Source organism: Oceanicaulis sp. HTCC2633, from assembly GCF_000152745.1.
Classification (GTDB): domain Bacteria; phylum Pseudomonadota; class Alphaproteobacteria; order Caulobacterales; family Maricaulaceae; genus Oceanicaulis.
Genome location: NZ_CH672428.1, coordinates 1,872,695 through 1,895,594, shown reverse-complemented (window position 1 = coordinate 1,895,594; position 22,900 = coordinate 1,872,695). Strand labels below are relative to the sequence as shown.

Genomic DNA, 22,900 nt, shown 5'->3' with positions numbered 1-22,900 from the left:
AAAGGATGCTCCCATGAATCACAAGACGCTCAAGACCGTCGCGCTCGCCAGCGCCGCCCTCTTCGCGTTGCACTTCGCCCCCGCCGCGCAAGCCCAGAGCGAGGAGGGCGCCGAGAACGCCGCCCTCTCTCTGGTCATCGACGGGCTGAATTCGGAAACCGGTCGGGTCTGGGTCGGAGTCTATGACAGCGCCGACGCCTGGAATGCGCAGCAGGAAGTCAGGTCCCAATGGGTCGATATCACCGGTGGACAGGCGACGGTGAGGCTAGAAGGCGTGCCGACCGGGCAAGTGGGCGTCCAGGTGTTCCATGACGCCAACGGCAATCTGGATTTCGACACCAACTTCGCCGGCATCCCGCGGGAGCGCTACGGCTTCTCCAATAACCCCCGTCCCCGTTTCCGCGGCGCGAACTGGGATGAGGCTGTCTTCGTGCTGGCGCCGGGAGAGACCCGCGACATGGCGATCACCCTGCATGGAGTTCGAGGATGAATATCGAGGCTTTTCTGAACGCGCCGCTGCATATCCAGGTCCATGCGCTCGCCGCGCTGGGGGCGCTGGGGCTTGGCGTGGTCCAGTTGTCTGCGCCCAAGGGCACGATCCCGCATCGGGCGCTGGGATATGTCTGGGTCTGCCTAATGCTGCTGGTCGCAGGCACGGCGTATTTCATCCGCGGCGCGAGCGGACATTTCAGCCTGCTGCATCTTCTCATCCCAGTAACGGTGATCGGCGTGGTCTGGCTGTCCGTCTTGGCGCGCCGCGGGAATGTCAGACGCCATCGGTTCGCAGCGCTGGTCCTCATGGTCTCCGCGCTTGGAATTCCCGGCGCCGCCACCCTGATCCCGGGTCGCCTGATGCACGCGGTCATCTTCGGAGGCTAGACCCGGCGCAGCTGTCATTGACCTGACGCAAGGCCGCGCTACACCTGCTCTCACACGGTCTGGAGCGGGCCGGCATCTGTGAGGGTAATGAAATGTCGTCAAGCTGGATCAAACTCATGCTGGGCGTTGGCCTGTTAGCCCTGACCGCCTGCTCGGAGCCTGTGCCGGCGGACGCCACAGAGCCGGTCATGGCGCCCAGCCTCGTCTCGGCGGATGCGCCGCGCACGCCGGTCGAGGCGCTGGCGCCGTATTACGCCCAGCTTGATTATGTTGCGCCTGTGGCGCCCGAAGGTCCCGCCCTGCCAGGGTCAGATGCGGTGCTGACCTCGATCGCCTTCGGGTCCTGTAATACCGCCCAGCGCGAAATCCCCATTCTGGCGACCATTGCGGGGGAGCCCCACGACCTCTTCATGTATGTGGGCGACAACGTCTATGGCGATGCGCGCTCCTATAACGCCGACCTGCCCGAGCTGCGCGAGAATTACGCCGCGCTGGCCGCCCGTCCGGAATTCCGGCTGCTGCGGTCGGCCCTGCCCATGCTCGCCACCTGGGATGACCATGATTACGGCATGAATGATCTGGGCCGTGATTTTCCCTTCAAGGGCTTCGCAGAGCAGCTCTTTCTCGACTTCTGGCGGGCTGAGGCGGACGATCCTCGCCGCCAGCGCGAGGGGATTTACGATGCGCGCGTGTTCGGACCGGAAGGCCAGCGCGTCCAGATCATCCTGCTCGATACGCGCTATTTCCGCTCTGACCTGACCCCGACCGACGAGCGCGGCGCCGTCGGCCGCGAGCGCTACATCCCCAGCGCCAATCCCGATCAGGACATGCTGGGCGCGGCGCAATGGGCCTGGCTGGCCGATCAGCTGGCGGAACCCGCCGATCTGCGTCTGATCGTCTCCTCCATCCAGGTGCTGGCCGACGGTCATGGCTGGGAAGCCTGGCGCACCATGCCGCTGGAGCGTGACCGCCTGTTCCGCCTGATCAATGAAAGCGGCGCGGAAGGCGTCGTGTTCGTCTCCGGCGACCGCCATTCCGCGGGGCTGTATCGCCGCGATGATGTGGCGAGTTACCCGCTTTACGAGATCACCTCCTCGGCGCTGAACATGTCGTTCGCGGACGAGAACAACGAGCCTGGCCCCAATCGTCTGGGCGCGATGTATGCACCGGAAAACTACGGCGTCATCGCCATTGACTGGGATCAGGGACGCCTCAGCCTCCAGATCCGGGACATGGAGGGCGCGCCCGTGCGTCAGGAAAGCGTCAGCCTGTCCGCCATCGGAGCCCGCTGACCCGAAGGCCGCCGGTCCGCGCCGGATTGCTGCGAGGTCCTGATGCGGGCAGAATGGCTGTCGGGGGGACGCCATGAAAGACGCCAGTCAGTTTGAACGCCTGTTTCTGGGCGCCGGAGAGGCCGCGGGCCCCGGCGCCGGACTCGCGCCGCCCGAGCCGGTCGCCCGATCGGTCCGGGGGGCTGGCGCCAGCCTTCTGGATGCTGTGCTGGGCGCCGCGGTGCGGGCCGTTCTGATCCTTCAGATGTGGAGCTGGTCGCGGGCGAATGCGGCGGCGGTGGACGATCCCCTGTCCTGGCGGGCCTGGGTGACGCCGAGTGACGGGCTGGAAACCGCGGCCCGGATCTGGACCATGGGGCAGGTGGACGCCGGTTTCGCCGCCTTCCTGCTGCTGGCGTTCGCAACGCTCGCCAGCCTGAGCCTGACGCTGGGTTTTCTGACGCGCCTGACCGGGATTGCGGTCTTTCTGGGGGCGCTGTGGCACATGCTGTTCATTCTGCCCGAAGCCTTCACCTCCACGGTGGCGTATCTGGCGCTGGGGCTGTATCTGATCCTGCGCGGCGCCGGGCCGCTCTCTCTGGACTGGGCGCTTGCGCGTCTGGCGCGCCTGGCCTGACCGCACGGCTTGCCTTGCGCAGCCCCTCATGATGACCTTGACGCAGATGCGCCGATCCAGACCGTAAGGGCCGCCCCATGCTGATCTATCGCAATGTCGCCATGGTGATGGTCGCGACCCTGTTCCTGCAGGCCGCCATGGGCGCTTTGGGCGTGGCCTTGCCGCTGGCGATGAGCGGCGCCGGCTGGGGACGTCCGGCCATCGGTGCAGTGATCGCCGCGTTCGGGGCCGGCTTCGCCCTGGGCGCCTGGCTGTCGCCGGGCATGATCCGCTCGGTGGGTCATATTCGCGCCTATGCCGGCTATGCCGGAGGCGCAGCGGCCCTGACCCTGATGCTGTCGCTGGGCGACCATTTCCTGTGGTGGCTGATCACGCGCTTCGGGTTCGGGATTTGCGCGGCCGGTCTGTTCGCCGTTGCGGAAAGCTGGATCGCGGACGCGACGCCCAGCGAGCGCCGCGGCGCGGTGATCTCGGTCTATCAGATTATTGGCCGCGCCGGTCTGATCGCGGGGCCCTTCCTGATCGCCCTGCCGGGTTTTGACGCGCGCGACGGCTTCATCATGGCGGGCGCCGCCATGGCGCTTGCGCTGACGCCAATCGTGTTCACCCGGCGCGCCCAGCCCAGCCTGCCCACGGGCGAGACCGTGCCGGTGACGCGGCTGTTCTCCATCGCCCCCGCCGCCGCTGCGGCCGCCTTCACCGCCGGATTGCTCAATTCGGGCGTGCTGGGCTTCATGCCGATCTGGGCGGGATCGCTGGACCCGCTCAATGCGGCTGGCGGCGCGGCGCTCCTGATGGCGGTGATCTATCTGGGCTCGATGGTGACCCAATGGCCGGCCGGGATCATCTCCGACAAGATGGACCGGCGCCTGGTGATCGCGGCGCTGTCGATCATGAGCGGCTGTTTCGCCCTGATCCTGGTGGTCATGCCCAATCCCGACCTGTTGCTGGCCGCGATCCTGGTGGGTTTGTGGGGCGCCGCTAGCCTGGCCTATTATTCCGTGGCCGTCGCGCATGCGGCGGACCGGTCTCGGGTGGAGGAGCTGCCCGCCATCGCATCGGGCATGCTGCTGGTCTGGGCCGCGGGCTCGACGCTGGGACCCATAGTGGCGGGCATCGCCTATTCCGGACCGCTGGGGCCGCGCGGGCTGTTTTTGTTCGCCGCTGTCGTCAGCTGCATCCTGGCCGCCGGCATGATGTGGCGTCGCCGGGCCCGCAAGCCGGTCAGCGAGGATGAGCGCCAGCCCTTCGTCAACCTGCAGGCCACCTCTGCAGAGCTGGCCGAGATCGAGGCCCCTGAAGACGAGCTTGATCGCGTATGATGATGGCGCTTGTCATAGCCCTGCCTGCTCTGGCGGGCGCGCTGGCCGCATTCGCCCTGCGCCGCAGGCTGGCCGCGCTCGGCTTCATGACCTGGCTGGGCTGGATGATGATCGGGGCCGGCGCTCCGGTCCTGCTGGGCCAGGTCATCGCCCTGGGGCTGACGGACACGGCGGCCGCCATGGCGGAAGGGTGTGAGTTTGCAGGCCCGGACGCCTGCAGAACCGCCGGGCTCTACTTCGTCCTGCCCCTGGCGGCGGGGCTGTGCGCAGGGCTCGGCTGGGCCGCAGGCGCCCTCAGCGTGCGCTTCGCTAAGGCAAAAGACACGATCTAGGTCTAAAGAGAGGGGAATGCTGCGTTGCGCCAGCCCGCTCGGGTGCTATAACGCCGCCTGTCCGCCTAGGTGCGGGTGTTTCTCGCCCGCATCCCCCTCAGCTCTGTGCGAGAGATATTGCTCCATGAACATTCACGAGCACCAGGCGAAAGCCCTGTTGAAATCCTACGGCGCGCCTGTCGCCGAAGGCGTTGCTGTGTTTTCCGTCGAAGAGGCTTCCAAAGCCGCTGACCAGCTTCCCGGCCCGCTCTGGGTGGTGAAGTCCCAGATCCACGCCGGCGGCCGCGGCAAGGGCAAGTTCAAGGAACTGCCTGCTGACGCCAAGGGCGGCGTGCGCCTCGCCTTCTCCAAGGAAGACGTGGCCAAGAACGCCAAGGAAATGCTCGGCAACACGCTGGTCACCCACCAGACCGGCCCCGAGGGCAAACAGGTCAATCGCCTGTACATCGAAGACGGCGCGGATATCTCCACCGAGCTCTATCTCTCGCTTCTGGTGAACCGTGAAACCGGCCAGGTGGCCTTCGTGGTCTCCACCGAAGGCGGCATGGATATCGAGCAGGTCGCCGAAGAGACCCCCGAGAAGATCCTGACCGTGAACATCGACCCGACCACGGGCGTGACCGCAGACGACGCCTCCAGGATCGCCAAGGCGCTGGAGCTTGAGGGTCAGGCGCGCGACGACATGCTGTCGCTGGCGCCGATCCTGTACAAGGCGTTCACCGAAAAGGACATGAGCCTTCTGGAGATCAACCCGCTGATCGTCATGGAGAACGGTCGTCTGCGCGTTCTGGACGCCAAGGTGTCCTTTGACGGCAACGCCCTGTTCCGCCACGACGACATCCGCGAGCTGCGCGACCTCACCGAAGAGGACGACAAGGAAATCGAGGCGTCCAAATACGACCTCGCCTATATCGCGCTCGACGGCGATATCGGTTGCATGGTGAACGGCGCGGGCCTCGCCATGGCGACCATGGACATCATCAAGCTCTATGGCGCAGAGCCGGCCAACTTCCTCGATGTGGGCGGCGGCGCCTCCAAAGAGAAAGTGACCGCAGCGTTCAAGATCATCACGGCCGATCCGAACGTCAAAGGCATCCTCGTGAACATCTTCGGCGGCATCATGCGCTGCGACGTCATCGCCGAGGGCGTGGTCGCCGCGGTGAAGGAAGTCGGCCTGAAGGTTCCGCTGGTGGTGCGCCTTGAAGGCACCAATGTGGACCTGGGCAAGAAGATCCTCAACGAAAGTGGTCTCGACATCACTTCGGCTGACGATCTCGACGACGCCGCGAAGAAAATCACCGCTGCTGTGAAGAAGGCCTAAGCCATGTCAGTTCTCGTCAACAAAGACACCAAAGTCATCGTTCAGGGCCTGACCGGCAAGACCGGCACCTTTCACACCGAACAGGCGCTGAACTATTACGGCACCAAGATGGTCGCCGGCGTGCACCCCAAGAAGGGCGGCGAAAGCTGGACCTCGGGTCTGGACGGCTCCGCAACCCTGCCGATCTACGCGACCGTGGGCGACGCCAAGGAAGCCACCGGCGCCACCGCGTCCGTGATCTATGTGCCGCCGGCTGGCGCTGGCGCGGCCATTATCGAAGCCATTGATGCGGGCATCGAGCTGATCACCTGCATCACCGAAGGCATTCCGGTGATGGACATGGTCAAGGTGAAAGCTCGCCTCGAAAAGTCCAACTCGCGCCTTCTGGGCCCGAACTGCCCGGGCGTGCTGACGCCGGAAGAGTGCAAGATCGGCATCATGCCGGGCTCCATCTTCAAGAAGGGCTCGGTCGGCGTCGTCTCGCGCTCCGGCACCCTGACCTATGAAGCGGTTTTCCAGACCTCCAATGCGGGCCTGGGCCAGACCACGGCTGTCGGCATCGGCGGCGACCCGGTCAAGGGCACCGAGTTCATCGACGTGCTGGAGATGTTCCTCGCGGACGACGAAACCAAGTCGATCATCATGATCGGCGAGATCGGCGGCTCCGCCGAAGAAGACGCGGCCCAGTTCCTCAAGGACGAAGCCAAGAAGGGCCGCAAGAAGCCGATGGTCGGCTTCATCGCGGGCCGCACCGCGCCTCCGGGCCGCACCATGGGCCATGCCGGCGCCATCGTGTCCGGCGGCAAGGGCGGCGCTGAAGACAAGATCGAGGCCATGAAGGCGGCGGGCATCGTCGTCTCCGACAGCCCGGCGCGTCTCGGCGACACCCTGGTCGAGGTCCTCAAGGGCTAGGACTTCGGTCGCTTGAAAAGACAGACCCCCGCCCGGCGATCCGGGCGGGGGTTTTCTTTGGCGCCTAGCCAAAAGTCGCATCGGCGGGCGGGTTGAGCGGTTGTATGGGGATTTGCGCGCCCCGCAGACGTCCCGATTGCAGTAAAATTGGCGTGGTTTTACCGATTTGCGGCGCTTCGGTCTTCTATTTCTTAACTAACAGGCATAAATGTCGGGTCAAACCATATGCACGCGTCCGTTCCGGCGCGTGTTTCCCTTAGATGCCGATTGAATGGCGCCATGGCTGACGAACGCTCCCCCCAAAACCAGACTTTCCTGGACACCTCGTTCCTTTTTGGCGGCAACGCCGTCTATCTCGAGCAAATGGCGGCGAACTATGCTGCCGACCCGGCTTCCGTGCCGGAGAGCTGGCGGGCCTTCTTTGAAGAGGTGGGGGACGCCCCCGCCGAGGCCAGCCAATCCGCCAAGGGCCCGTCCTGGAAACGCAAGGACTGGCCGCGCCCGGCCAATGGCGAACTGGTCACCGCGCTCGGCGACATCGAGAGCGCGACCATGGCGCTGCCGGACGCCGTCGCCCAGCACAAGGGCTCCGGCGCGTCTCCGGAAGAGGTCCACAAGGCGGTCAAGGATTCCATCGCCGCGATCATGCTGATCCGCGCCTATCGCATGCGCGGTCACCTGGCGGCGGATCTTGATCCCCTGAAACTGACGAGCTTCGGCCAGCAGCCCGAGCTGGATCCGGCGACCTATGGTTTCGGATCCGACGATCTCGATCGCGAGATCTTCATCAACGGCTATCTGGGGCTGGAGACGGCGACCGTCCGTCAGATGCTCGACATTCTCAAGCGCACCTATTGCTCCACCTTCGGCGTGGAGTTCCAGCACATCTCCAATCCTGAGGAGAAAGCCTGGCTGCAGGAGCGCATCGAGGGACCGGACAAGGAAATCGCCTTCTCCAAGGAAGGCAAGATCGCCATCCTCAAGAAGATCATCGAGACGCAAGCCTTCGAGAACTTTCTGCACAAGCGCTATCCGGGCACAAAACGCTTTGGCATTGACGGCGGCGAAAGCCTGATCCCGGCGCTGGAGCAGATCATCAAGCGCGGCGGCGCGCTGGGGGTGAAGGACATCATCCTGGGCATGCCGCACCGCGGTCGTCTCAACGTGCTCGCGGCAGTGATGGGCAAGCCCTATCACGTGATCTTCCACGAGTTCCAGGGCGGCGACACGCTCGGCCAGGTCGATTACGCCTCGGGCGACGTGAAGTATCACCTGGGCTCATCCTCCGACCGCGAGTTTGACGGCAACAAGGTTCACCTGTCGCTGACCGCCAACCCGTCCCACCTCGAGGCGGTGAACCCGGTCGTGCTGGGCAAGGCCCGCGCCAAGCAGACCCAGTTCCGCCGTGATGAAGGCGATGGCTCGAACTATGCCGAAAAGGTGCTGCCGCTGCTGCTGCACGGCGATGCGGCCTTCGCCGGTCAGGGCGTGGTGGCGGAATGCTTCGGCCTGTCGGGCCTGCGCGGCCATCGCACAGGCGGCGCGATCCACTTTGTCGTGAACAACCAGATCGGCTTCACCACCGATCCCAAGGACAGCCGGTCCTCGCCCTATCCGTCCGATGTGGCGCTGATGGTGCAGTCGCCGATCTTCCACGTGAACGGCGATGATCCCGAAGCCGTGACCTTCGCCACGAAAGTTGCTGCGGAATACCGCCAGCGCTTTGGCAAGGATGTGGTCGTGGACATGTTCTGCTACCGCCGTTACGGCCACAATGAGGGCGATGATCCGAGCTTCACCCAGCCGATCATGTACAAGACCATCGCCAAGCATCCCACGACGCTGGAGCAGTATGGCGAGCGCCTGATCAAGGAAGGCGTGGTCACCCAGGACGAGATCGACGGCTGGGTCGAGGAGTTCGCGCAATTCCTCGATGACGAGTTCGAGAAGGCCAAGTCCTACAGCCCGAACCGCGCGGACTGGCTGGATGGCGTCTGGCAAGGTCTCGGCCTGCCCGAAGAGGATGACCGCCGCGGCCAGACGGCTGTTGAGGCGAGCGTTCTCAAGGACATCGCTGACAAGATGACGACGATCCCCGAGGATATCGCCATCCACAAGACGCTGAACCGCGTGATCGCCAACCGTCGCAAGGCTGTGCTCGAGGACGAGAATGGCATCGACTGGGCGACGGCGGAGCATCTGGCCTTCGGGTCGCTGCTCAAGGAAGGCTTCCCGGTGCGTCTGTCCGGCCAGGACTGCGGCCGCGGCACCTTCTCCCAACGCCACTCTCACGTGATCGACCAGGAGACGGAAGAGCGCTACACCCCGCTGAACAATCTGGGCGGTGATCAGGCGCGCTATGAAGTCATCGACTCCATGCTCTCAGAGGAAGCCGTGCTCGGTTACGAGTATGGGTACACCCTGTCGGCTCCCAACTCGCTGGTGATGTGGGAAGCCCAGTTTGGCGACTTCACCAACGGCGCTCAGGTCATCATCGACCAGTTCATCTCCTCGTCCGAACGCAAATGGCTGCGCATGTCCGGCCTCGTGATGCTGCTGCCGCACGGCTATGAAGGCCAGGGTCCGGAGCACTCCTCCGCCCGCCTCGAGCGCTATCTGCAGCAATGCGCCGAAGACAACATGCAGGTCGCCAACTGCTCGACGCCGGCGAACTATTTCCACATCCTGCGTCGTCAGATTCACCGGGGCTTCCGCAAGCCGCTGATCCTGATGACCCCGAAATCCCTTTTGCGCCACAAGCGCTGCATCAGCCCGCTGGCGGAGTTCTCCGAAGGCTCCAGCTTCCACCGCGTGCTGTGGGATGATGCGGACATGAAGGTGCGCGAGGGGCGCTCTGACGTGGCCACCGGCCGCGCCGAGATTCCGCTGACGTCTGACGACAAGATCCGCCGCGTCGTGCTGTGCTCGGGTAAGGTCTATTACGATCTGCTCGAAGCGCGTGAAGAGCGTAAGATCGACGACGTCTACCTGCTGCGCGTGGAGCAGTTCTATCCCTTCCCGGCCAAATCGGTGATCGACGAGCTCAAACGCTTCAAGAACGCCGATGTGGTCTGGTGTCAGGAAGAGCCCAAGAATATGGGCGCCTGGAGCTTTGTGGAGCCGTATCTGGAATTCTGCCTCGAGAAGTCCAATACCAAGAGCGCGCGCGCCCGCTATGCCGGCCGCGCCGCTTCGGCGTCCACGGCGACGGGCCTCCTGTCCAAGCACCAGGCCCAGCAGGCCGCCCTCATTGACGAAGCCCTCTCGTAAGCCTTCGCCCGCACGAAGACCGTTCTAGGAAAGAGCACCCAATGACCGAGATTACCGTCCCCACCCTCGGCGAATCCGTTTCCGAAGCCACTGTCGGCGAATGGCAGGTTTCCGAAGGCGACGCCGTGAAGAAAGACGACATCCTGGTGGAGCTGGAAACCGACAAGGTGTCGGTGGAAGTGCGCGCCGAGGAAGATGGCGTCATCTCCAAGATCGTCGCCCAGGAAGGCGACACCGTGGAGATCGGCGCGACGCTGGCGGAAATGGGCGAAGGCGGGGGCGCGTCCGCCTCCAAGGCCTCTGACGACAAGCCTGCGAAAAAATCCGATCCGAAATCCGATGCCAACGGCACGTCCGGCGGCGGCAAGCTGATCGACGCCAAGGTCCCGGTCATGGGCGAGAGCGTCGCCGAGGGGCAGGTTGGCCAATGGCTGGTCCAGCCGGGCGAGGCTGTCGAGCAGGACCAGGCGATTCTCGAGATCGAGACCGACAAGGTGGCGGTGGAAGTGCCGGCGCCGGCGGCGGGCGTTCTGGAAGAACAGCTCGTGGCCGAAGGCGACACCGTCACCCCCGATCAGGTGATTGCGAAAATCCGTGAAGGCGCCTCGGCGTCTGGCGGGTCGGCGTCCAAGTCTGATGACGCGCCGAAAGCGGCGGCGTCTTCGTCCTCGTCTTCGGGCGACACCAAGGCCATGCCCTCCGCCAACCGCGTGGCGGCCGAGAACAATCTCGATCTGAGCAAGGTCGAGGGCACTGGCAAGGATGGCCGCGTGACCAAGGGCGATGCGCTCAAGGCTGTCCAGTCGGGCGGAACCGCGCCGTCGTCCTCGTCTTCGGCATCGTCCGCTTCGTCCAAGCCGCGTGAAACGGGCCCGCGCGAAGAGCGCGTGAAGATGACCCGCCTGCGTCAGACCATCGCCCGCCGTCTCAAGGACGCGCAGAACACCGCGGCGATGCTGACCACCTATAACGAAGCGGACATGAGCGCGATCATGTCCCTGCGCAAGGAAATCCAGGACGACTTCGTTGCCAAGCACGGCGTGAAGCTGGGCTTCATGAGCTTCTTCGTGAAAGCCTGCGTCGCGGCGCTCAAGGACGTCCCGGCGGTCAATGCCGAGATCGACGGCACGGACATCATCTACAAGAACTATTACGATATGGGCGTGGCGGTCGGCACCGATCGCGGCCTCGTCGTGCCGGTGGTGCGCGATGCCGACGACCTGTCGCTGGCGGGCATCGAGAAGTCCATCATGGATCTCGGCAAGCGCGCCCGTGACGGCAAGCTCGGCATCGAGGACATGCAGGGCGCGAGCTTCACCATCTCCAATGGCGGCGTCTATGGCTCGCTCCTGTCGAGCCCGATCCTGAACGCGCCCCAGTCCGGCATTCTTGGCATGCACAAGATCCAGGAGCGTCCGGTGGCCATCAATGGCGAAGTGAAGATCCGCCCGATGATGTATCTGGCGCTGAGCTACGATCACCGCATCGTGGACGGCAAGGAGGCCGTGACCTTCCTCGTGCGCGTCAAGGAAAGCCTTGAGAACCCGCAGCGCCTTCTGCTCGACATCTAGTCGACCCGTCTCAGGTTCAAGCGATCAGCCCCGGCCGGAAACGGCCGGGGCTTGTCTTTTGGGGCTGGGCGAGAGGGCGGCTTGAGGGCTAGAATAGGGATATACCTTGGGGGAGGCACTCTGATGACCGATGCAATCGAAACCGGGGCGGAACGCCCGAAAACACCCATCTGGTTCTGGATCGTGGCCGTTCTGGCGCTGATCTGGAACGGCTTCGGCGCGATGGACTATACGCTCACCCAGATGGGCAATGAGGCGTATCTGGCCGCTTTCACCGAAGAGCAGCTGGCCTTCTATCTGGGGTTCCCGCTCTGGTACGAGGCGGTCTGGGCCATTGCGGTCTGGAGCGCCGTGCTTGGCAGCGTCGCCTTGCTGATCCGGACGAAATACGCCGCGCCGCTCTTTCTGGTTTCCATCGCCACATACGTCATTAGCGCCGCCTACCTTTACGGCCTGACATCGGCCTATGAGCTGATGAACGGGATGGGCGGGGTGATTTTCTCTGTCGTGATCTTTTTGAGCCTTGTCGCCTTCTGGCGGGTTGCGGCCTGGGGTGTAAAGGCGGGAATCCTGCGGTAACGGGGTTGAAAGCCTTCTCCGGTACGCCGACCTGTAAATGCATGGCCGCTCTGCGTCCTTCGCCGCATTGACGCGGGGATGGTCAGGAGTAGGGTGCGGCTAACTTCCCTCCAGCGCGCTCAGAGCGCGCGTTTACCGATGACGGTGTACCCATGGCAGATCAATATGATGTGGTGATTATCGGCGGCGGCCCCGGCGGCTATAACTGCGCGATCCGCGCAGGCCAGCTGGGTCTGAAGACGGCGTGTATCGAAACCCGCAAGACGCTGGGCGGCACCTGCCTGAATGTGGGCTGCATCCCGTCCAAGGCCATGCTGCACGCCTCCGAGCTCTATGAAGAGGCAAACAAGAATTTCGCCGACATGGGCATCGAGGTCGGCAAGCTCTCGCTCAAGCTCGACAAGATGATGGGCCAGAAGAACGACGCTGTGGACGGCCTGACCAAGGGCATCGAATTCCTGTTCAAGAAGAACAAGGTCGATCATGTGCGCGGCAAGGGGCGTATTGCTGGCAAGGGCAAGGTGATCGTCACTGATGAGGACGGCAAGGAAACCGAGCTTTCGGCCAAGAACATCGTCATCGCGACGGGCTCCGAAGTCACCCCGCTTCCGGGCGTGGAGATTGACGAGGAGCGTATCGTGTCTTCCACCGGCGCTCTGGAGCTCAAGGAAGTCCCCAAGAAGCTGATCGTGATCGGCGCGGGCGTGATCGGGCTGGAGCTGGGTTCGGTCTGGCGTCGCCTGGGCGCCGAAGTGACCGTTGTCGAATACCTTGACCGCGCCCTGCCGGGCATGGATGGCGAGGTGTCCAAACAGGCCAAGCGTTTGTTCGAGAAACAGGGCATGACCTTCAAGCTGTCGCGCAAGGTCACGGGCGTTGAAAAGCTCAAGACCAAGCTGAAAGTCTCCACTGAAGCCGCCAAGGGCGGCGATGAAGAGGTGCTGGACGCCGATGTCGTGCTGGTCTGCATCGGTCGCCGTCCGTACACGGAAGGCCTGGGCCTCGAGACTGTTGGGATCGAGATCGACAAGCGTGGCATGATCGCCAATGATCACTTCAAGACGTCCGCTGAGGGCGTATGGGTGGTGGGCGATGTGACCTCCGGCCCGATGCTGGCCCACAAGGCCGAGGATGAAGGCACGGCGGTCGCCGAGCTGATTGCCGGCAAGGCCGGCCACGTCAATTACGACGTGATTCCCAACGTGGTGTACACCTATCCCGAGATCGCCTCGGTCGGTCAGACCGAGGAACAGCTCAAGGAAGCAGGCCGCAAGTACAAGTCCGGCGCCTTCCCGTTCATGGCGAACTCGCGCGGGCGCACCAACCACACCACCGACGGTTTCGTGAAAATCCTTGCGGATGCGGAAACCGACGAGATCCTGGGCGCCCATATCGTCGGCCCGAACGCCGGCGAGTTGATCGCCGAGCTGGCGGTGGCGATGGAGTTCCGGGCGGCGTCCGAAGACATCGCCCGCACCTGCCACGCCCACCCGACCCTGTCCGAGGCCGTCCGCCAGGCGGCCATGGGGGTCGAAGGCTGGACCATGCAGATGTAGGCTGTCCCAGACTTCCTCCGGGCGCGTTTGGGACTATGTCACGAAAATGTCTGAGGACATTTGTGTGGCGGTGCGTCATAACGCGTCCGGACCGTCTCGGGAGGCTTGCCGATGACCACATCAGCGCAGACAGAGGATCGCATGCCCCTCGAAATCCGAGGCGCGCGCTTGCGACTGGTCGCCATCACCGCTGAGCTCGCCCGGCTCCAGATCGAGGACCGGCCCGCCTTCTTCAAGGCGCTGGGCGCCGAGCGAGAAGCCGCCTGGCCGCCGGTGACCGATGATGAGCCCAAGCTCGCTGAAAAACTCGAAATCCTGAACAGGGCCCCTGAGGAAGCGGGCTGGCGCGGCTGGGTCTTCCTCATGGGATGGACGCCGGACGGGCTGGATCGCGCTGTGGGCGTGGGCGGGTTTCACGGCCCGCCTGATGCCGAGGGCGTGGTGGAAATCGGTTACGCCATGCAGCCTAGCTTCCGCGAACAGGGCCTCGCCACCGAAGCGGTGGAAGGCCTGGTCGGCTGGGCGTTCAGCCATGACGCGGTGCGCAAGGTCTGCGCGCGCACCCTGCCGCACCTGACGGCTTCGATCCGGGTGCTGGAAAAGACCGGCTTTACCTTTATCACCGAAGAGACGGACGAGAGCGGAGAAACCGTTCGGCTCTACGCGCGCGACCGGGGCTAGGCCTTTCGCGCCCGCGGATGGGTGGCGGCGTGGATCGCTATCAATCGGCTCTGCTCGATATCGGCATAGATCTGGGTGGTGCTGAGCGAGGCATGGCCCAGCAGGTCTTGGATCGCCCGCAAATCCCCGCCATGGGCCAGAAGATGGGTTGCAAAGGCATGCCGCAGGGCGTGCGGTGTGGCGGTCGCGGGCAGACCCAGCCGGCTACGCATGGTCTGCATGGCGCTTTGCATGGCGCGGGCTTGCAAGGGGCCGCCGCGGCTGGCGCGGAACAGCGGTTCATCGCGTTCGATCTGGTAGGGGCAGGCGTCCACATAGGCGCTTACCGCCTGTCGCACAGCGGGCAGCACCGGCACGATCCGGGTCTTTCCGCCCTTGCCTGCAACGCGCAGCACCTCGGGCAGAGGATGATCGCGGCCGGTCAGGGCCAGCGCTTCGGATATGCGCAGGCCGCAGCCATAGAGCAGGCTCAGCACCGCGGCGTCCCGCGCGCCGATCCAGGGCTCCTTGGCGCCGGTTTCGGCTTCCTTGAGCAGGGATTTCGCCGCGCTCTCGCTGACTGGTCGCGGTTGGCGGCGTTGGGCCTTGGGCGATTCCACGAGGCCGAGCGCAGGGTTGTCGAGGCCCCAGCGTCTGCGCCCATAGCTGAAAAAGGTCCGCGCCGCGGACAGGCCGCGTTGCAGGGTGCGCGGGCCCACCCCGTCCCGGCGGCGATCCGCCAGCCAGGCGCGCCAGTCCGCGCTGGAGAGGTCGGAGAGCGCTTTCAGAGTCAGCCGTCCGCCCAGATGCCCGGTCAGGAATTCGAACAGGCCCGACAGATCGCGGTCATAGGCTTCGACCGTGCGCGGGCTCAGCCGTCGCTCGCCTTCCAGATGGCTCAGAAAGGCGGACAGGGCCTTGTCCGCGCTCAGAGAGGGTTCGGCTAGCTGCGCAGCCATGGCGCGATCCGGCGCTCGAGCGCGCGGGCGAGAAAGTGAATGAGGTCGGCGCCCTGATCCGCCGTGAAGGCGCGCGCGTCCCGGCTGGCCAGACACAGAATGCCCGGATGGCCGCCGATTTCCATGCGGGCGATGGCTTCAGAGCGCAGATTGGGGCCCAGCGGGCCATAGAGCGCGTCGGCGAATCGCCCGTTCACAAGGCCCAGTCGCTCGCTGTCATCATCGAGCAAGGCCTGGGTCAATTCGGGCGAACAGCCCAGAATGGCGCTGGCGTCCTTCAACGGGGAATGGCCTTCGAGGAACACCCGCACGGCGTCCACGCTCAGCGCGCCTGCGACGCGGCTGGCGAGCTTGTGGTCGAGTGCGGCGAGGTCTTCAGCTTCCAGAATGGCGAGCACGGCGGCATGAGTCTGGGCTTGGGCGGCCATATTGGCCTTGGCGAGGGCGATCAGCGCGTCATTGGTGGCGCGCACCTTGCGCAGGTCTTTCTCGAGTTTCTTCTGACGGCGTTGCGCCAGATCGACCACGCTGCCGCCGCTGTCCGCATCACGCGCCAGCGCCATCAGCTCCGGGTCGCCGGTGATGATCTCGGGACGTTCGCGCAAAGCGGCGCGCAGGGATTCCATGTCCAGCGTTTCAAGGGCGGTCATTGATCGAACTCCATGCCAACCTGATCTACCTGCCAGACCCGGCTTGTGAATGCGTTAACCCTGAGTCGTTCGTCCTGCCCTTTGTTACACTGATCCAGAATCAATCCGCGCCAGGACGCCCTCTTTCGTGAGCGAACCCGACTCATCTCCGCAACGCGCTTCGGTCCTGTTTCCGATGCCCTTGCCCGAACCGTTCGATTATGCGGTTCCCGAAGGCGTGCGCGTGAAGCCGGGCGATCATGTGCTGGCGCCGCTGGGAAAGCGCAGCGCGCCGGGCGTGGTGTGGGATGTGGGGCCCGATGACGGCTCGCGGAAACTCAAGACGCTGGATGATCTGCGCGGCGGCCCGCCCTTGAGCGCGCCCATGCGCGAGTTTGTCGACTGGGCGGCGCGCTATCTGGTGGAGCCGCCGGGCGTTGTGTTGCGGGCGGTCCTCAGAAGCCCCGGCGCGCTCAAACCCTCGCCAACCGAAACGCTCTACCATCCGACCGGGCAGATCCTCGCGCGTTTAACGCCGGCGCGTCGGGCGGTGCTGGATGCCGCTCAGGAAGGCCCGGCCAGCGCGGCCGAGCTGGCGCGCCGGGCGGGCGTGTCGAGCTCGGTTGTGAAGGGGTTGGCGGATGCGGGCGGTCTGCGCGCCGAGGAGGCGCCCGTCGATCCGCCGTTCGAGACGCCCGACCCCTATCGCGAGGGTGTCGAGCTGAACGCCGTGCAGGCGGAAGCGGCCGCGAGCCTGCGGCGTCTGGTGGCGGCGGGCGGGTTTCAGGCGGCGCTGCTGGATGGCGTGACCGGCTCGGGCAAGACCGAAGTCTATTTCGAGGCCATCGCCGAACTGATGCGGCGCGAGCCCGAGGCGCAGATTCTGGTTCTGCTGCCTGAGATCGCTTTGACCCAGGCCGTCACGAAGCGCTTCAGGGACCGGTTCGGCGTGGAGCCTGCGCTGTGGCATTCCGGGCTGGCGGACAAGGACCGCCGCCGCACCTGGCGCGAAGTGGCGTCGGGTCGGGCGCGGATCGTGGCGGGGGCGCGCTCCTCGATCTTCCTGCCCTTCACCCATCTGCGCGGCATCGTGGTCGATGAAGAGCATGACCCGACCTACAAGCAGGACGAGAACCTCACCTATAACGCCCGCGACCTTGCGGTGGCGCGGGCCAAGCTTCAGGGCGCGGCATGCATTCTCGCCAGCGCCACGCCGTCGCTTGAAAGCCTCGTGAACGCCGAGGCCGGGCGTTATGTGCATGTGGTGCTCCCGAGCCGCGCGGGCGGAGCGGTATTGCCCGATATCGAGCTCCTGGATCTGCGCGTAAGCCCGCCCGAGAAGGGCGAATGGCTGTCCCCGCCGCTTCACAAGGCCGTCGCGGAGACTTTGGCGCGTGGCGAGCAGGCCATGCTCTATCTCAACCGGCGCGGCTTTGCGCCGCTGGTGCTGTGCAAGGCGTGCGGGCACAAGATGAAAAGCCCCGAGGCCGACCGCTGGCTGGTGGAGCACCGCTACACCGGACGCCTCGTCTGCCATGTCACCGGCTTCTCCATGCCCAAGCCGAAACATTGCCCTGAATGCGGCGAGGCTGATTCGTTGATCGGGGTGGGGCCGGGCGTCGAGCGCGTCGCCGAGGAAGCGCGACAGCGCTTTCCCGAAGCGCGGGTGGAGGTGTTCTCGTCCGACACCGCCCAGACCGGCGACGACGTCCGCTCCATCGTCCAGCGCATGGAGGACGGCGAGATCGACATTCTGGTGGGCACCCAGATCGCGGCGAAGGGCCACAACTTCCCGCATCTGACGCTGGTGGGCGTCGTGGACGCGGACCTTGGTCTTGCGGGCGGGGATCTGCGCGCCGGTGAGCGCACCTATCAGACCCTGGTGCAGGCGGCGGGGCGGGCCGGTCGTGCGGATCGGCCGGGCCGGGCGATCCTTCAGACCTGGAACCCCGAACACGAAGCTCTGCAGGCGCTAGCGAACGGGGATCGGGATGCGTTCCTGGCCGCCGAACGCAGCATGCGCGAAATTCTCGGCCTGCCGCCGTTCGGGCGCCTCGCCGCCTTGATCGTCTCCGGCCCGGACCCCGCTCAGCTCGATGACGCCTGCCTCGCCATCGCCCGCGCCGCGCCGGTGTCAGAGGGCGTGCAGGTGTTTGGCCCGGCCGAAGCGCCTTTGGGCGTGGTGCGCGGGCGCTGGCGGCGGCGCTTTCTGGTGCAGGCGCCCCGGAATGTGGATGTGTCGGCTTTCATGCGCGCCTGGATGGGCCGCATCAAACCGCCCTCAGCGGTCCGGGTGGTGCTGGATATCGAGCCGTATTCGTTTTTGTAGCCAGAGCCCTGGAAAGGGAAATCGGTTGGGAAACGCGCCCCTGGCGTGTAGATCGGCCTGATCTGAAGAGTGACAGGTCATGCTCAGCCCCATTTTTCTTGTCATCCTGATTGCAATTCTCGTCACCGCCATGGTGATGGGGCTTATCGCCGAGCTGAAAGCTATCCAGCGCGCTAAATCCCCTGCCCCTCTCAACATGCCACCAAGAGGCGGCGAGCCCGACTATCCGGCTGAGCCGCACCGTTGGCGCGAATGGGTGTGTGTGCCCAGCGAAGACCACAGAAAGATTGCGCAGGTCCTGAATTTGTCTGACAGCCAGTACTCCAACTGGCGCAATGGATTGAAATGGGGACGGGACACGAAGGCCTTCACCTTGAATAAGCGGCTTTGCTCTTGCTTCGTCTCGCCTTCCGTCAATGGTTGGGTTTTTATTTTTATCGGCGGAGACATGGTGAAGGCGGATCAAGCTTGGCCTGTTCTTGAGGTTTTGTCCGAAGCGTTCGGCGAGGCACAGTATTTTTGCCGATACATGGGGGCGGCGGAGCGAAACCTGCCAGTGTTTTTCGGCTGGGACCGTGCGCGCTCTGGAACGGTCGTAAGATCGTTCCGCTATGCGTTGGACCGAATATGCCAGCAAGTGGGTGCGCCTACCTCTGTTGAAGTCAGAATGTTTAATGAAACTACGAAAGGATGGGGCAAGGGCTGGGATGGCCGCTGGGCGGATGGAGACGAGGCTTTGCCTGTCAGCCTCTTTGAAGAAGCGATATCAGGCGAAGACGCCGAGAATCTTCCATATCTTGTCGCCGAAGACTGGGGCCTTAGCCCGCTAGCGATTACCGAAGAGGCGCAGGGCAGACCGCGCTACGGACTAGCAGGTTTCCTGGACAAGGCCTGTCTTGAAGCTAATCCGGTTAAAAGACCTAGTGATCATCAGTCAACGTAATGGTCCGCGCCTCGCCATCGCGCCAGATCGTCAGGGTCTGAACGGACTGGGCGTCCAGCGTGTCAGCAAGCCAGAGGGCCGTCTCGCACCGCGCCTGCTGGGGCTCGGTCTCAAGCCGTCGTCCATCCACGGACAGGACGGCGTCGCCGACCTCCAGACCTGCGTGCGACGCCGGGGTGTTGTCATAAAGACGGACCAGCTCGGGATGATCGTCCACAAGCGCAATGGAGAAATCCTGCTTGGGGTGAGCGGGCAGGGGTTCGGCCAGCGGGCTGAACCGGATCCGGCCTCGAGGATAATCGAGCGTGATCACATACGTGTTCAGGAGACCGGCGCCGAACAGGGTGGGCGCGAGCGGGCGCAGGTTGGCGGAGAGGCGGGGCAGGGTGTGGCCGTCCAGTGAGACGCCCTCGAGCCGGGCGCGGGTCAGCGGCTCGGGGGCGGACCAGCCGCCTGCTGATTCTCCGGCCCGGCCCTGACCGATTTCAAGCGTGCCCGGGACGATGCGGTGCTGGACATCCTGTGTTTCCGCCGCCCGTTCAAAGAGGGCCAGCTCGCCGCCGAAGCCCGTGTCGAAGAGAGCCTTGTCGCGCATCTCACCGATCGCATAGTCGAGAATGGGCAGATGCGGATAGCCGAAATCATGCAGCGCGCTCTCGGGACCGGCCGGCAGGGCGGGCAGAGCTTCGGCGTTGGCGGCGAGCGTCAGGGTCTGTCGTGACAGATCGATTCGCCAGGCGCCGCCGCTGAGGAGTTCTGCGCCGATAACGCCATCCTCGATGAAGCAGCCACCCTGGTCGAGCGCGTCAAAATCAAAGACCATCACCGGGACGTCGTGAAACACCACGTCGCCCAGCCTGATTGTGTCAATCACGCCGATATCCATCACCACATCGGCGCCATGGGCGTCCCGTCCGGTGTTCTGCCCGATGATCCGAAGGTCGAGCCTGTCGGCCAGTGTGCGCGACACAATGGTGGGGGAGCCGGTGTCGAAGATGAAGTCGCCGCTCTGGCCATTCACCTCCGCCGCGATGAAAATCTTGTCGAGCCGCCAGTCAAACGCGATCTCGCTCATCTCTGCGTGCCGTTCGATCCGGATGTCGCGCTGAAAAGCCTCTTGCGGCGTCACGTCCTGCACAAGGCTGGCGGCGGCGATGACCGTTATCGCGGAGAGTGTGCAAAGCTGCATGACCGTGTTCTTTCGCGCCGGAGGCTGGTGTTGTGCGGGACGCTAGAGGTTGCGCCTGGTCTGGTCCCGTGAATTCGAGTTCATAAAGTCTTACTTTAATTTTTGACCTTGTCCAGCCAGAGCCGGATCACGGGGTTGACGGAGGAATGGGCGACCGGTGGAGCACATGGGACGCAGAAGGAGGTTATTTCGCGCACTCCATGGTGTTGCCGGGGGCGCACCCCTGTGCTAGTTCGGCGCCGGGCTGTGAGACACACGTGGCAGTAACCCTAGTGTGTCTTGCAAGAAGCCAAGTTCCTTCAAGCGTTTGGGCAATACCGCACTGGTGGGGTCTAAACGCGCATCACGAGAAGAAAGCGGCGCAGAACGGTGACCACCGTCGATAATGCGATCATGAGCGAGGCCGGCGAGCGCTATGCGCGCGCCTTGTTCGACCTGGCCGAAGAGGCGGGCGCGGCAGAGGCTGTCGAGAAGGACGTGGACGCGCTGGGCGCGGTGCTCGCGGACTCTGCAGATCTGCGTGACGCGCTGACCAGCCCGCTGTATGGCGCGGCTGAAAAATCAGCAGTGCTCTCTGCCCTGGCGGACAAGCTGGGCGCCCAGGACCTCACCAAGAAATTCATCGCTGTTGCGGCCCATAACGGCCGCTCGGGCGATATCAAGGACATGCTGCGCGCCTTCAAGGTGCTGGCGGCGCTCAAGCGCGGGGCGACTTCGGCGGAAGTCACCACGGCGGACGAGCTGACCGCAACGCAGCTGAAAGAGCTGACCGCGGCATTGAAAACCGCATTGGGCCAGGATGTGGATATCCGTACGCAAGTGCGGCCCGACATCCTCGGCGGACTGATCGTGAAGGTCGGTTCGCGCATGTTTGACTCCTCCCTCCGCACAAAGCTGGAGGGGCTGCGCAACACGATGAAAGAGGCGTAGGCCATGGATATCCGGGCGGCGGAAATCTCCGCGATCCTGAAAGAGCAGATCAAGAATTTTGGCGCAGAGGCCGACGTCTCCGACGTGGGTCAGGTGCTGAGCGTGGGCGACGGCATCGCTCGTGTGTACGGTCTTGACGAAGTGCAAGCCGGCGAACTCGTGGAGTTCCCGGGCGGCGTGAAGGGCATGGCCCTGAACCTCGAGCGCGACAATGTCGGCTGCGTGATCTTCGGCGACGACCGGGGCATCAAGGAAGGCGACACCGTCAAGCGTCTGGGCTCCATCGTGGACGCCCCGGTCGGCAAGGGCCTTCTGGGCCGCGTCGTCAACGCGCTGGGCGAGCCGATCGACGGCAAGGGCCCGATCGACGCCGCCGAGCGTCGCGTCGTGGACGTGAAAGCGCCGGGCATCCTGCCGCGTAAATCGGTGCACGAGCCGATGGCGACCGGCATAAAGGCGATCGACTCCATGATCCCCGTCGGCCGTGGCCAGCGTGAGCTGATCATTGGCGACCGCCAGACCGGCAAGACCGCCATCGCCATCGACACCATCCTGAACCAGAAACAACTGAACCAGGGTGATGACGAGAGCCAGAAGCTGTACTGCGTCTATGTCGTGGTCGGCCAGAAGCGCTCCACCGTGGCTCAGGTCGTCAAGACGCTCGAGGAAAACGGCGCGATGGAATACTCCATCGTCGTCGCCGCGACCGCGTCCGACCCGGCGCCGATGCAGTTCCTGGCGCCGTTCACCGGCTGCGCCATGGGCGAATACTTCCGCGACAACGGCATGCACGGCCTGATCATCTATGATGACCTGTCCAAGCAGGCCGTGGCTTACCGCCAGATGTCGCTGCTGCTGCGCCGTCCGCCGGGACGTGAAGCGTATCCGGGCGACGTGTTCTACCTGCACTCCCGTCTGCTGGAGCGTGCGGCGAAACTGAACGAGACCCATGGTTCGGGCTCGCTGACGGCCCTGCCGATCATCGAAACCCAGGCCAACGACGTGTCGGCCTACATCCCGACCAACGTGATCTCGATCACCGATGGCCAGATCTTCCTGGAAACCGACCTGTTCTACCAGGGTATCCGCCCGGCCGTGAACGTGGGTCTGTCGGTGTCCCGCGTGGGCTCCGCCGCTCAGACCAAGGCGACCAAGACCGCCGCGGGCAAGATCAAGGGCGAGCTGGCTCAGTATCGCGAAATGGCGGCCTTCGCCCAGTTCGGTTCCGACCTGGACGCGGCCACCCAGAAGCTGCTCTCGCGCGGCGAGCGTCTGACCGAGCTGCTCAAGCAGCCGCAGTTCAGCCCGCTCTCCATGGAAGAGCAGGTCTGCGTGATGTACGCCGGTACGCGCGGCTATCTGGACAAGATCGAAGTGTCCGCGATCGGTCGCTATGAAGAAGAGCTTCTGCGTCACCTGCACGCCGAGAAAGCCGATCTTCTGGCCGCGATCCGCGACACCAAGAAACTGTCGGACGAGTCCGAGGCGGCGCTGAAAGCGACGCTGGAGACCTTCACGGCGAACTTCGCATAAGGACGGGCGCGCGAAAGCGCGCCCAACCTCCTCGTTCTGGAGGGGCTTGCCCCGACAGGATCAAGCGGTTGGGCTGAG

The 22,900-nt window shown here is 64.5% G+C and carries 20 protein-coding genes; 17 read left to right on the top strand and 3 right to left on the bottom strand.

Annotated elements, in window-relative coordinates; genetic code table 11:
- Positions 1 to 13: 13 nt before the first annotated feature.
- The 13 genes from OA2633_RS08960 (at position 14) to OA2633_RS08900 (ending at position 14,331) form a co-directional block, all read left to right on the top strand.
- Positions 14 to 490, top strand: a complete 477-nt coding sequence (locus tag OA2633_RS08960; protein ID WP_009802217.1) for a DUF2141 domain-containing protein — start codon at positions 14 to 16, stop codon at positions 488 to 490.
- The gene (locus OA2633_RS08955) at positions 487 to 879 is read left to right on the top strand and encodes a DUF2306 domain-containing protein (RefSeq protein ID WP_009802216.1); all 393 of its coding nucleotides are present in this window, start codon (positions 487 to 489) and stop codon (positions 877 to 879) included. Before OA2633_RS08960 ends, OA2633_RS08955 begins: the two co-directional genes overlap by 4 nt.
- Positions 880 to 971: 92 nt before the next feature.
- The gene (locus OA2633_RS08950; RefSeq protein WP_009802215.1) at positions 972 to 2,171 is read left to right on the top strand and encodes an alkaline phosphatase D family protein; all 1,200 of its coding nucleotides are present in this window, start codon (positions 972 to 974) and stop codon (positions 2,169 to 2,171) included.
- A gap of 73 nt (positions 2,172 to 2,244) precedes the next feature.
- Complete coding sequence (locus OA2633_RS15375) at positions 2,245 to 2,787, top strand: hypothetical protein (protein ID WP_009802214.1); 543 nt, start codon at positions 2,245 to 2,247, stop codon at positions 2,785 to 2,787.
- Between the two features lie 77 nt (positions 2,788 to 2,864).
- A complete protein-coding gene (locus OA2633_RS08940) occupies positions 2,865 to 4,109 on the top strand; it encodes an MFS transporter (RefSeq protein ID WP_009802213.1) in 1,245 nt (414 codons plus the stop codon).
- Positions 4,106 to 4,441, top strand: a complete 336-nt coding sequence (locus tag OA2633_RS08935) for a hypothetical protein (protein ID WP_009802212.1) — start codon at positions 4,106 to 4,108, stop codon at positions 4,439 to 4,441. Before OA2633_RS08940 ends, OA2633_RS08935 begins: the two co-directional genes overlap by 4 nt.
- 124 nt (positions 4,442 to 4,565) lie before the next feature.
- Positions 4,566 to 5,762 carry an ADP-forming succinate--CoA ligase subunit beta gene (sucC, locus tag OA2633_RS08930; protein ID WP_009802211.1) on the top strand — a complete coding sequence of 399 codons (1,197 nt, stop codon included), beginning with the start codon at positions 4,566 to 4,568 and terminating at the stop codon, positions 5,760 to 5,762.
- Between the two features lie 3 nt (positions 5,763 to 5,765).
- Positions 5,766 to 6,674, top strand: a complete 909-nt coding sequence (sucD, locus tag OA2633_RS08925) for a succinate--CoA ligase subunit alpha (protein ID WP_009802210.1) — start codon at positions 5,766 to 5,768, stop codon at positions 6,672 to 6,674.
- Between the two features lie 279 nt (positions 6,675 to 6,953).
- Positions 6,954 to 9,944 carry a 2-oxoglutarate dehydrogenase E1 component gene (locus OA2633_RS08920; protein ID WP_009802209.1) on the top strand — a complete coding sequence of 997 codons (2,991 nt, stop codon included), beginning with the start codon at positions 6,954 to 6,956 and terminating at the stop codon, positions 9,942 to 9,944.
- Between the two features lie 41 nt (positions 9,945 to 9,985).
- Entirely contained in the window at positions 9,986 to 11,515 is a 1,530-nt protein-coding gene (gene odhB / locus OA2633_RS08915) for a 2-oxoglutarate dehydrogenase complex dihydrolipoyllysine-residue succinyltransferase (RefSeq protein WP_009802208.1), read from the top strand.
- A 123-nt stretch (positions 11,516 to 11,638) separates the two neighbouring features.
- The gene (locus OA2633_RS08910; protein WP_009802207.1) at positions 11,639 to 12,094 is read left to right on the top strand and encodes a hypothetical protein; all 456 of its coding nucleotides are present in this window, start codon (positions 11,639 to 11,641) and stop codon (positions 12,092 to 12,094) included.
- Positions 12,095 to 12,246: 152 nt separating this feature from the next.
- Positions 12,247 to 13,650 (top strand): dihydrolipoyl dehydrogenase, encoded by a 1,404-nt coding sequence (lpdA, locus tag OA2633_RS08905; protein ID WP_009802206.1) that lies wholly within the window; start codon positions 12,247 to 12,249, stop codon positions 13,648 to 13,650.
- Positions 13,651 to 13,761: 111 nt separating this feature from the next.
- Complete coding sequence (locus OA2633_RS08900) at positions 13,762 to 14,331, top strand: GNAT family N-acetyltransferase (protein ID WP_009802205.1); 570 nt, start codon at positions 13,762 to 13,764, stop codon at positions 14,329 to 14,331.
- Here OA2633_RS08900 and OA2633_RS08895 read toward each other — a convergent pair.
- Positions 14,328 to 15,269, bottom strand: a complete 942-nt coding sequence (locus tag OA2633_RS08895) for a tyrosine recombinase XerC (RefSeq protein ID WP_009802204.1) — start codon at positions 15,267 to 15,269, stop codon at positions 14,328 to 14,330. The two genes, OA2633_RS08900 and OA2633_RS08895, sit on opposite strands and share 4 nt — an antisense overlap.
- Positions 15,254 to 15,919 carry a DUF484 family protein gene (locus tag OA2633_RS08890; protein WP_009802203.1) on the bottom strand — a complete coding sequence of 222 codons (666 nt, stop codon included), beginning with the start codon at positions 15,917 to 15,919 and terminating at the stop codon, positions 15,254 to 15,256. Before OA2633_RS08890 ends, OA2633_RS08895 begins: the two co-directional genes overlap by 16 nt.
- 127 nt (positions 15,920 to 16,046) lie before the next feature.
- Here OA2633_RS08890 and OA2633_RS08885 point away from each other — a divergent pair, with 127 nt between their 5' ends.
- Both OA2633_RS08885 and OA2633_RS08880 read left to right on the top strand, forming a co-directional pair.
- Complete coding sequence (locus OA2633_RS08885; RefSeq protein ID WP_083783250.1) at positions 16,047 to 18,227, top strand: primosomal protein N'; 2,181 nt, start codon at positions 16,047 to 16,049, stop codon at positions 18,225 to 18,227.
- A gap of 79 nt (positions 18,228 to 18,306) precedes the next feature.
- Positions 18,307 to 19,170, top strand: coding sequence for a hypothetical protein (locus OA2633_RS08880; protein ID WP_009802201.1), 864 nt, complete (start codon positions 18,307 to 18,309; stop codon positions 19,168 to 19,170).
- Here OA2633_RS08880 and OA2633_RS08875 read toward each other — a convergent pair.
- Complete coding sequence (locus OA2633_RS08875; protein ID WP_009802200.1) at positions 19,148 to 20,359, bottom strand: aspartyl protease family protein; 1,212 nt, start codon at positions 20,357 to 20,359, stop codon at positions 19,148 to 19,150. The genes OA2633_RS08880 and OA2633_RS08875 overlap by 23 nt on opposite strands.
- A 369-nt stretch (positions 20,360 to 20,728) precedes the next feature.
- Here OA2633_RS08875 and OA2633_RS08870 point away from each other — a divergent pair, with 369 nt between their 5' ends.
- Both OA2633_RS08870 and atpA read left to right on the top strand, forming a co-directional pair.
- Positions 20,729 to 21,289, top strand: coding sequence for a F0F1 ATP synthase subunit delta (locus OA2633_RS08870; protein WP_009802199.1), 561 nt, complete (start codon positions 20,729 to 20,731; stop codon positions 21,287 to 21,289).
- A gap of 3 nt (positions 21,290 to 21,292) precedes the next feature.
- The gene (atpA, locus tag OA2633_RS08865) at positions 21,293 to 22,822 is read left to right on the top strand and encodes a F0F1 ATP synthase subunit alpha (protein WP_009802198.1); all 1,530 of its coding nucleotides are present in this window, start codon (positions 21,293 to 21,295) and stop codon (positions 22,820 to 22,822) included.
- Positions 22,823 to 22,900 lie beyond the last annotated feature (78 nt).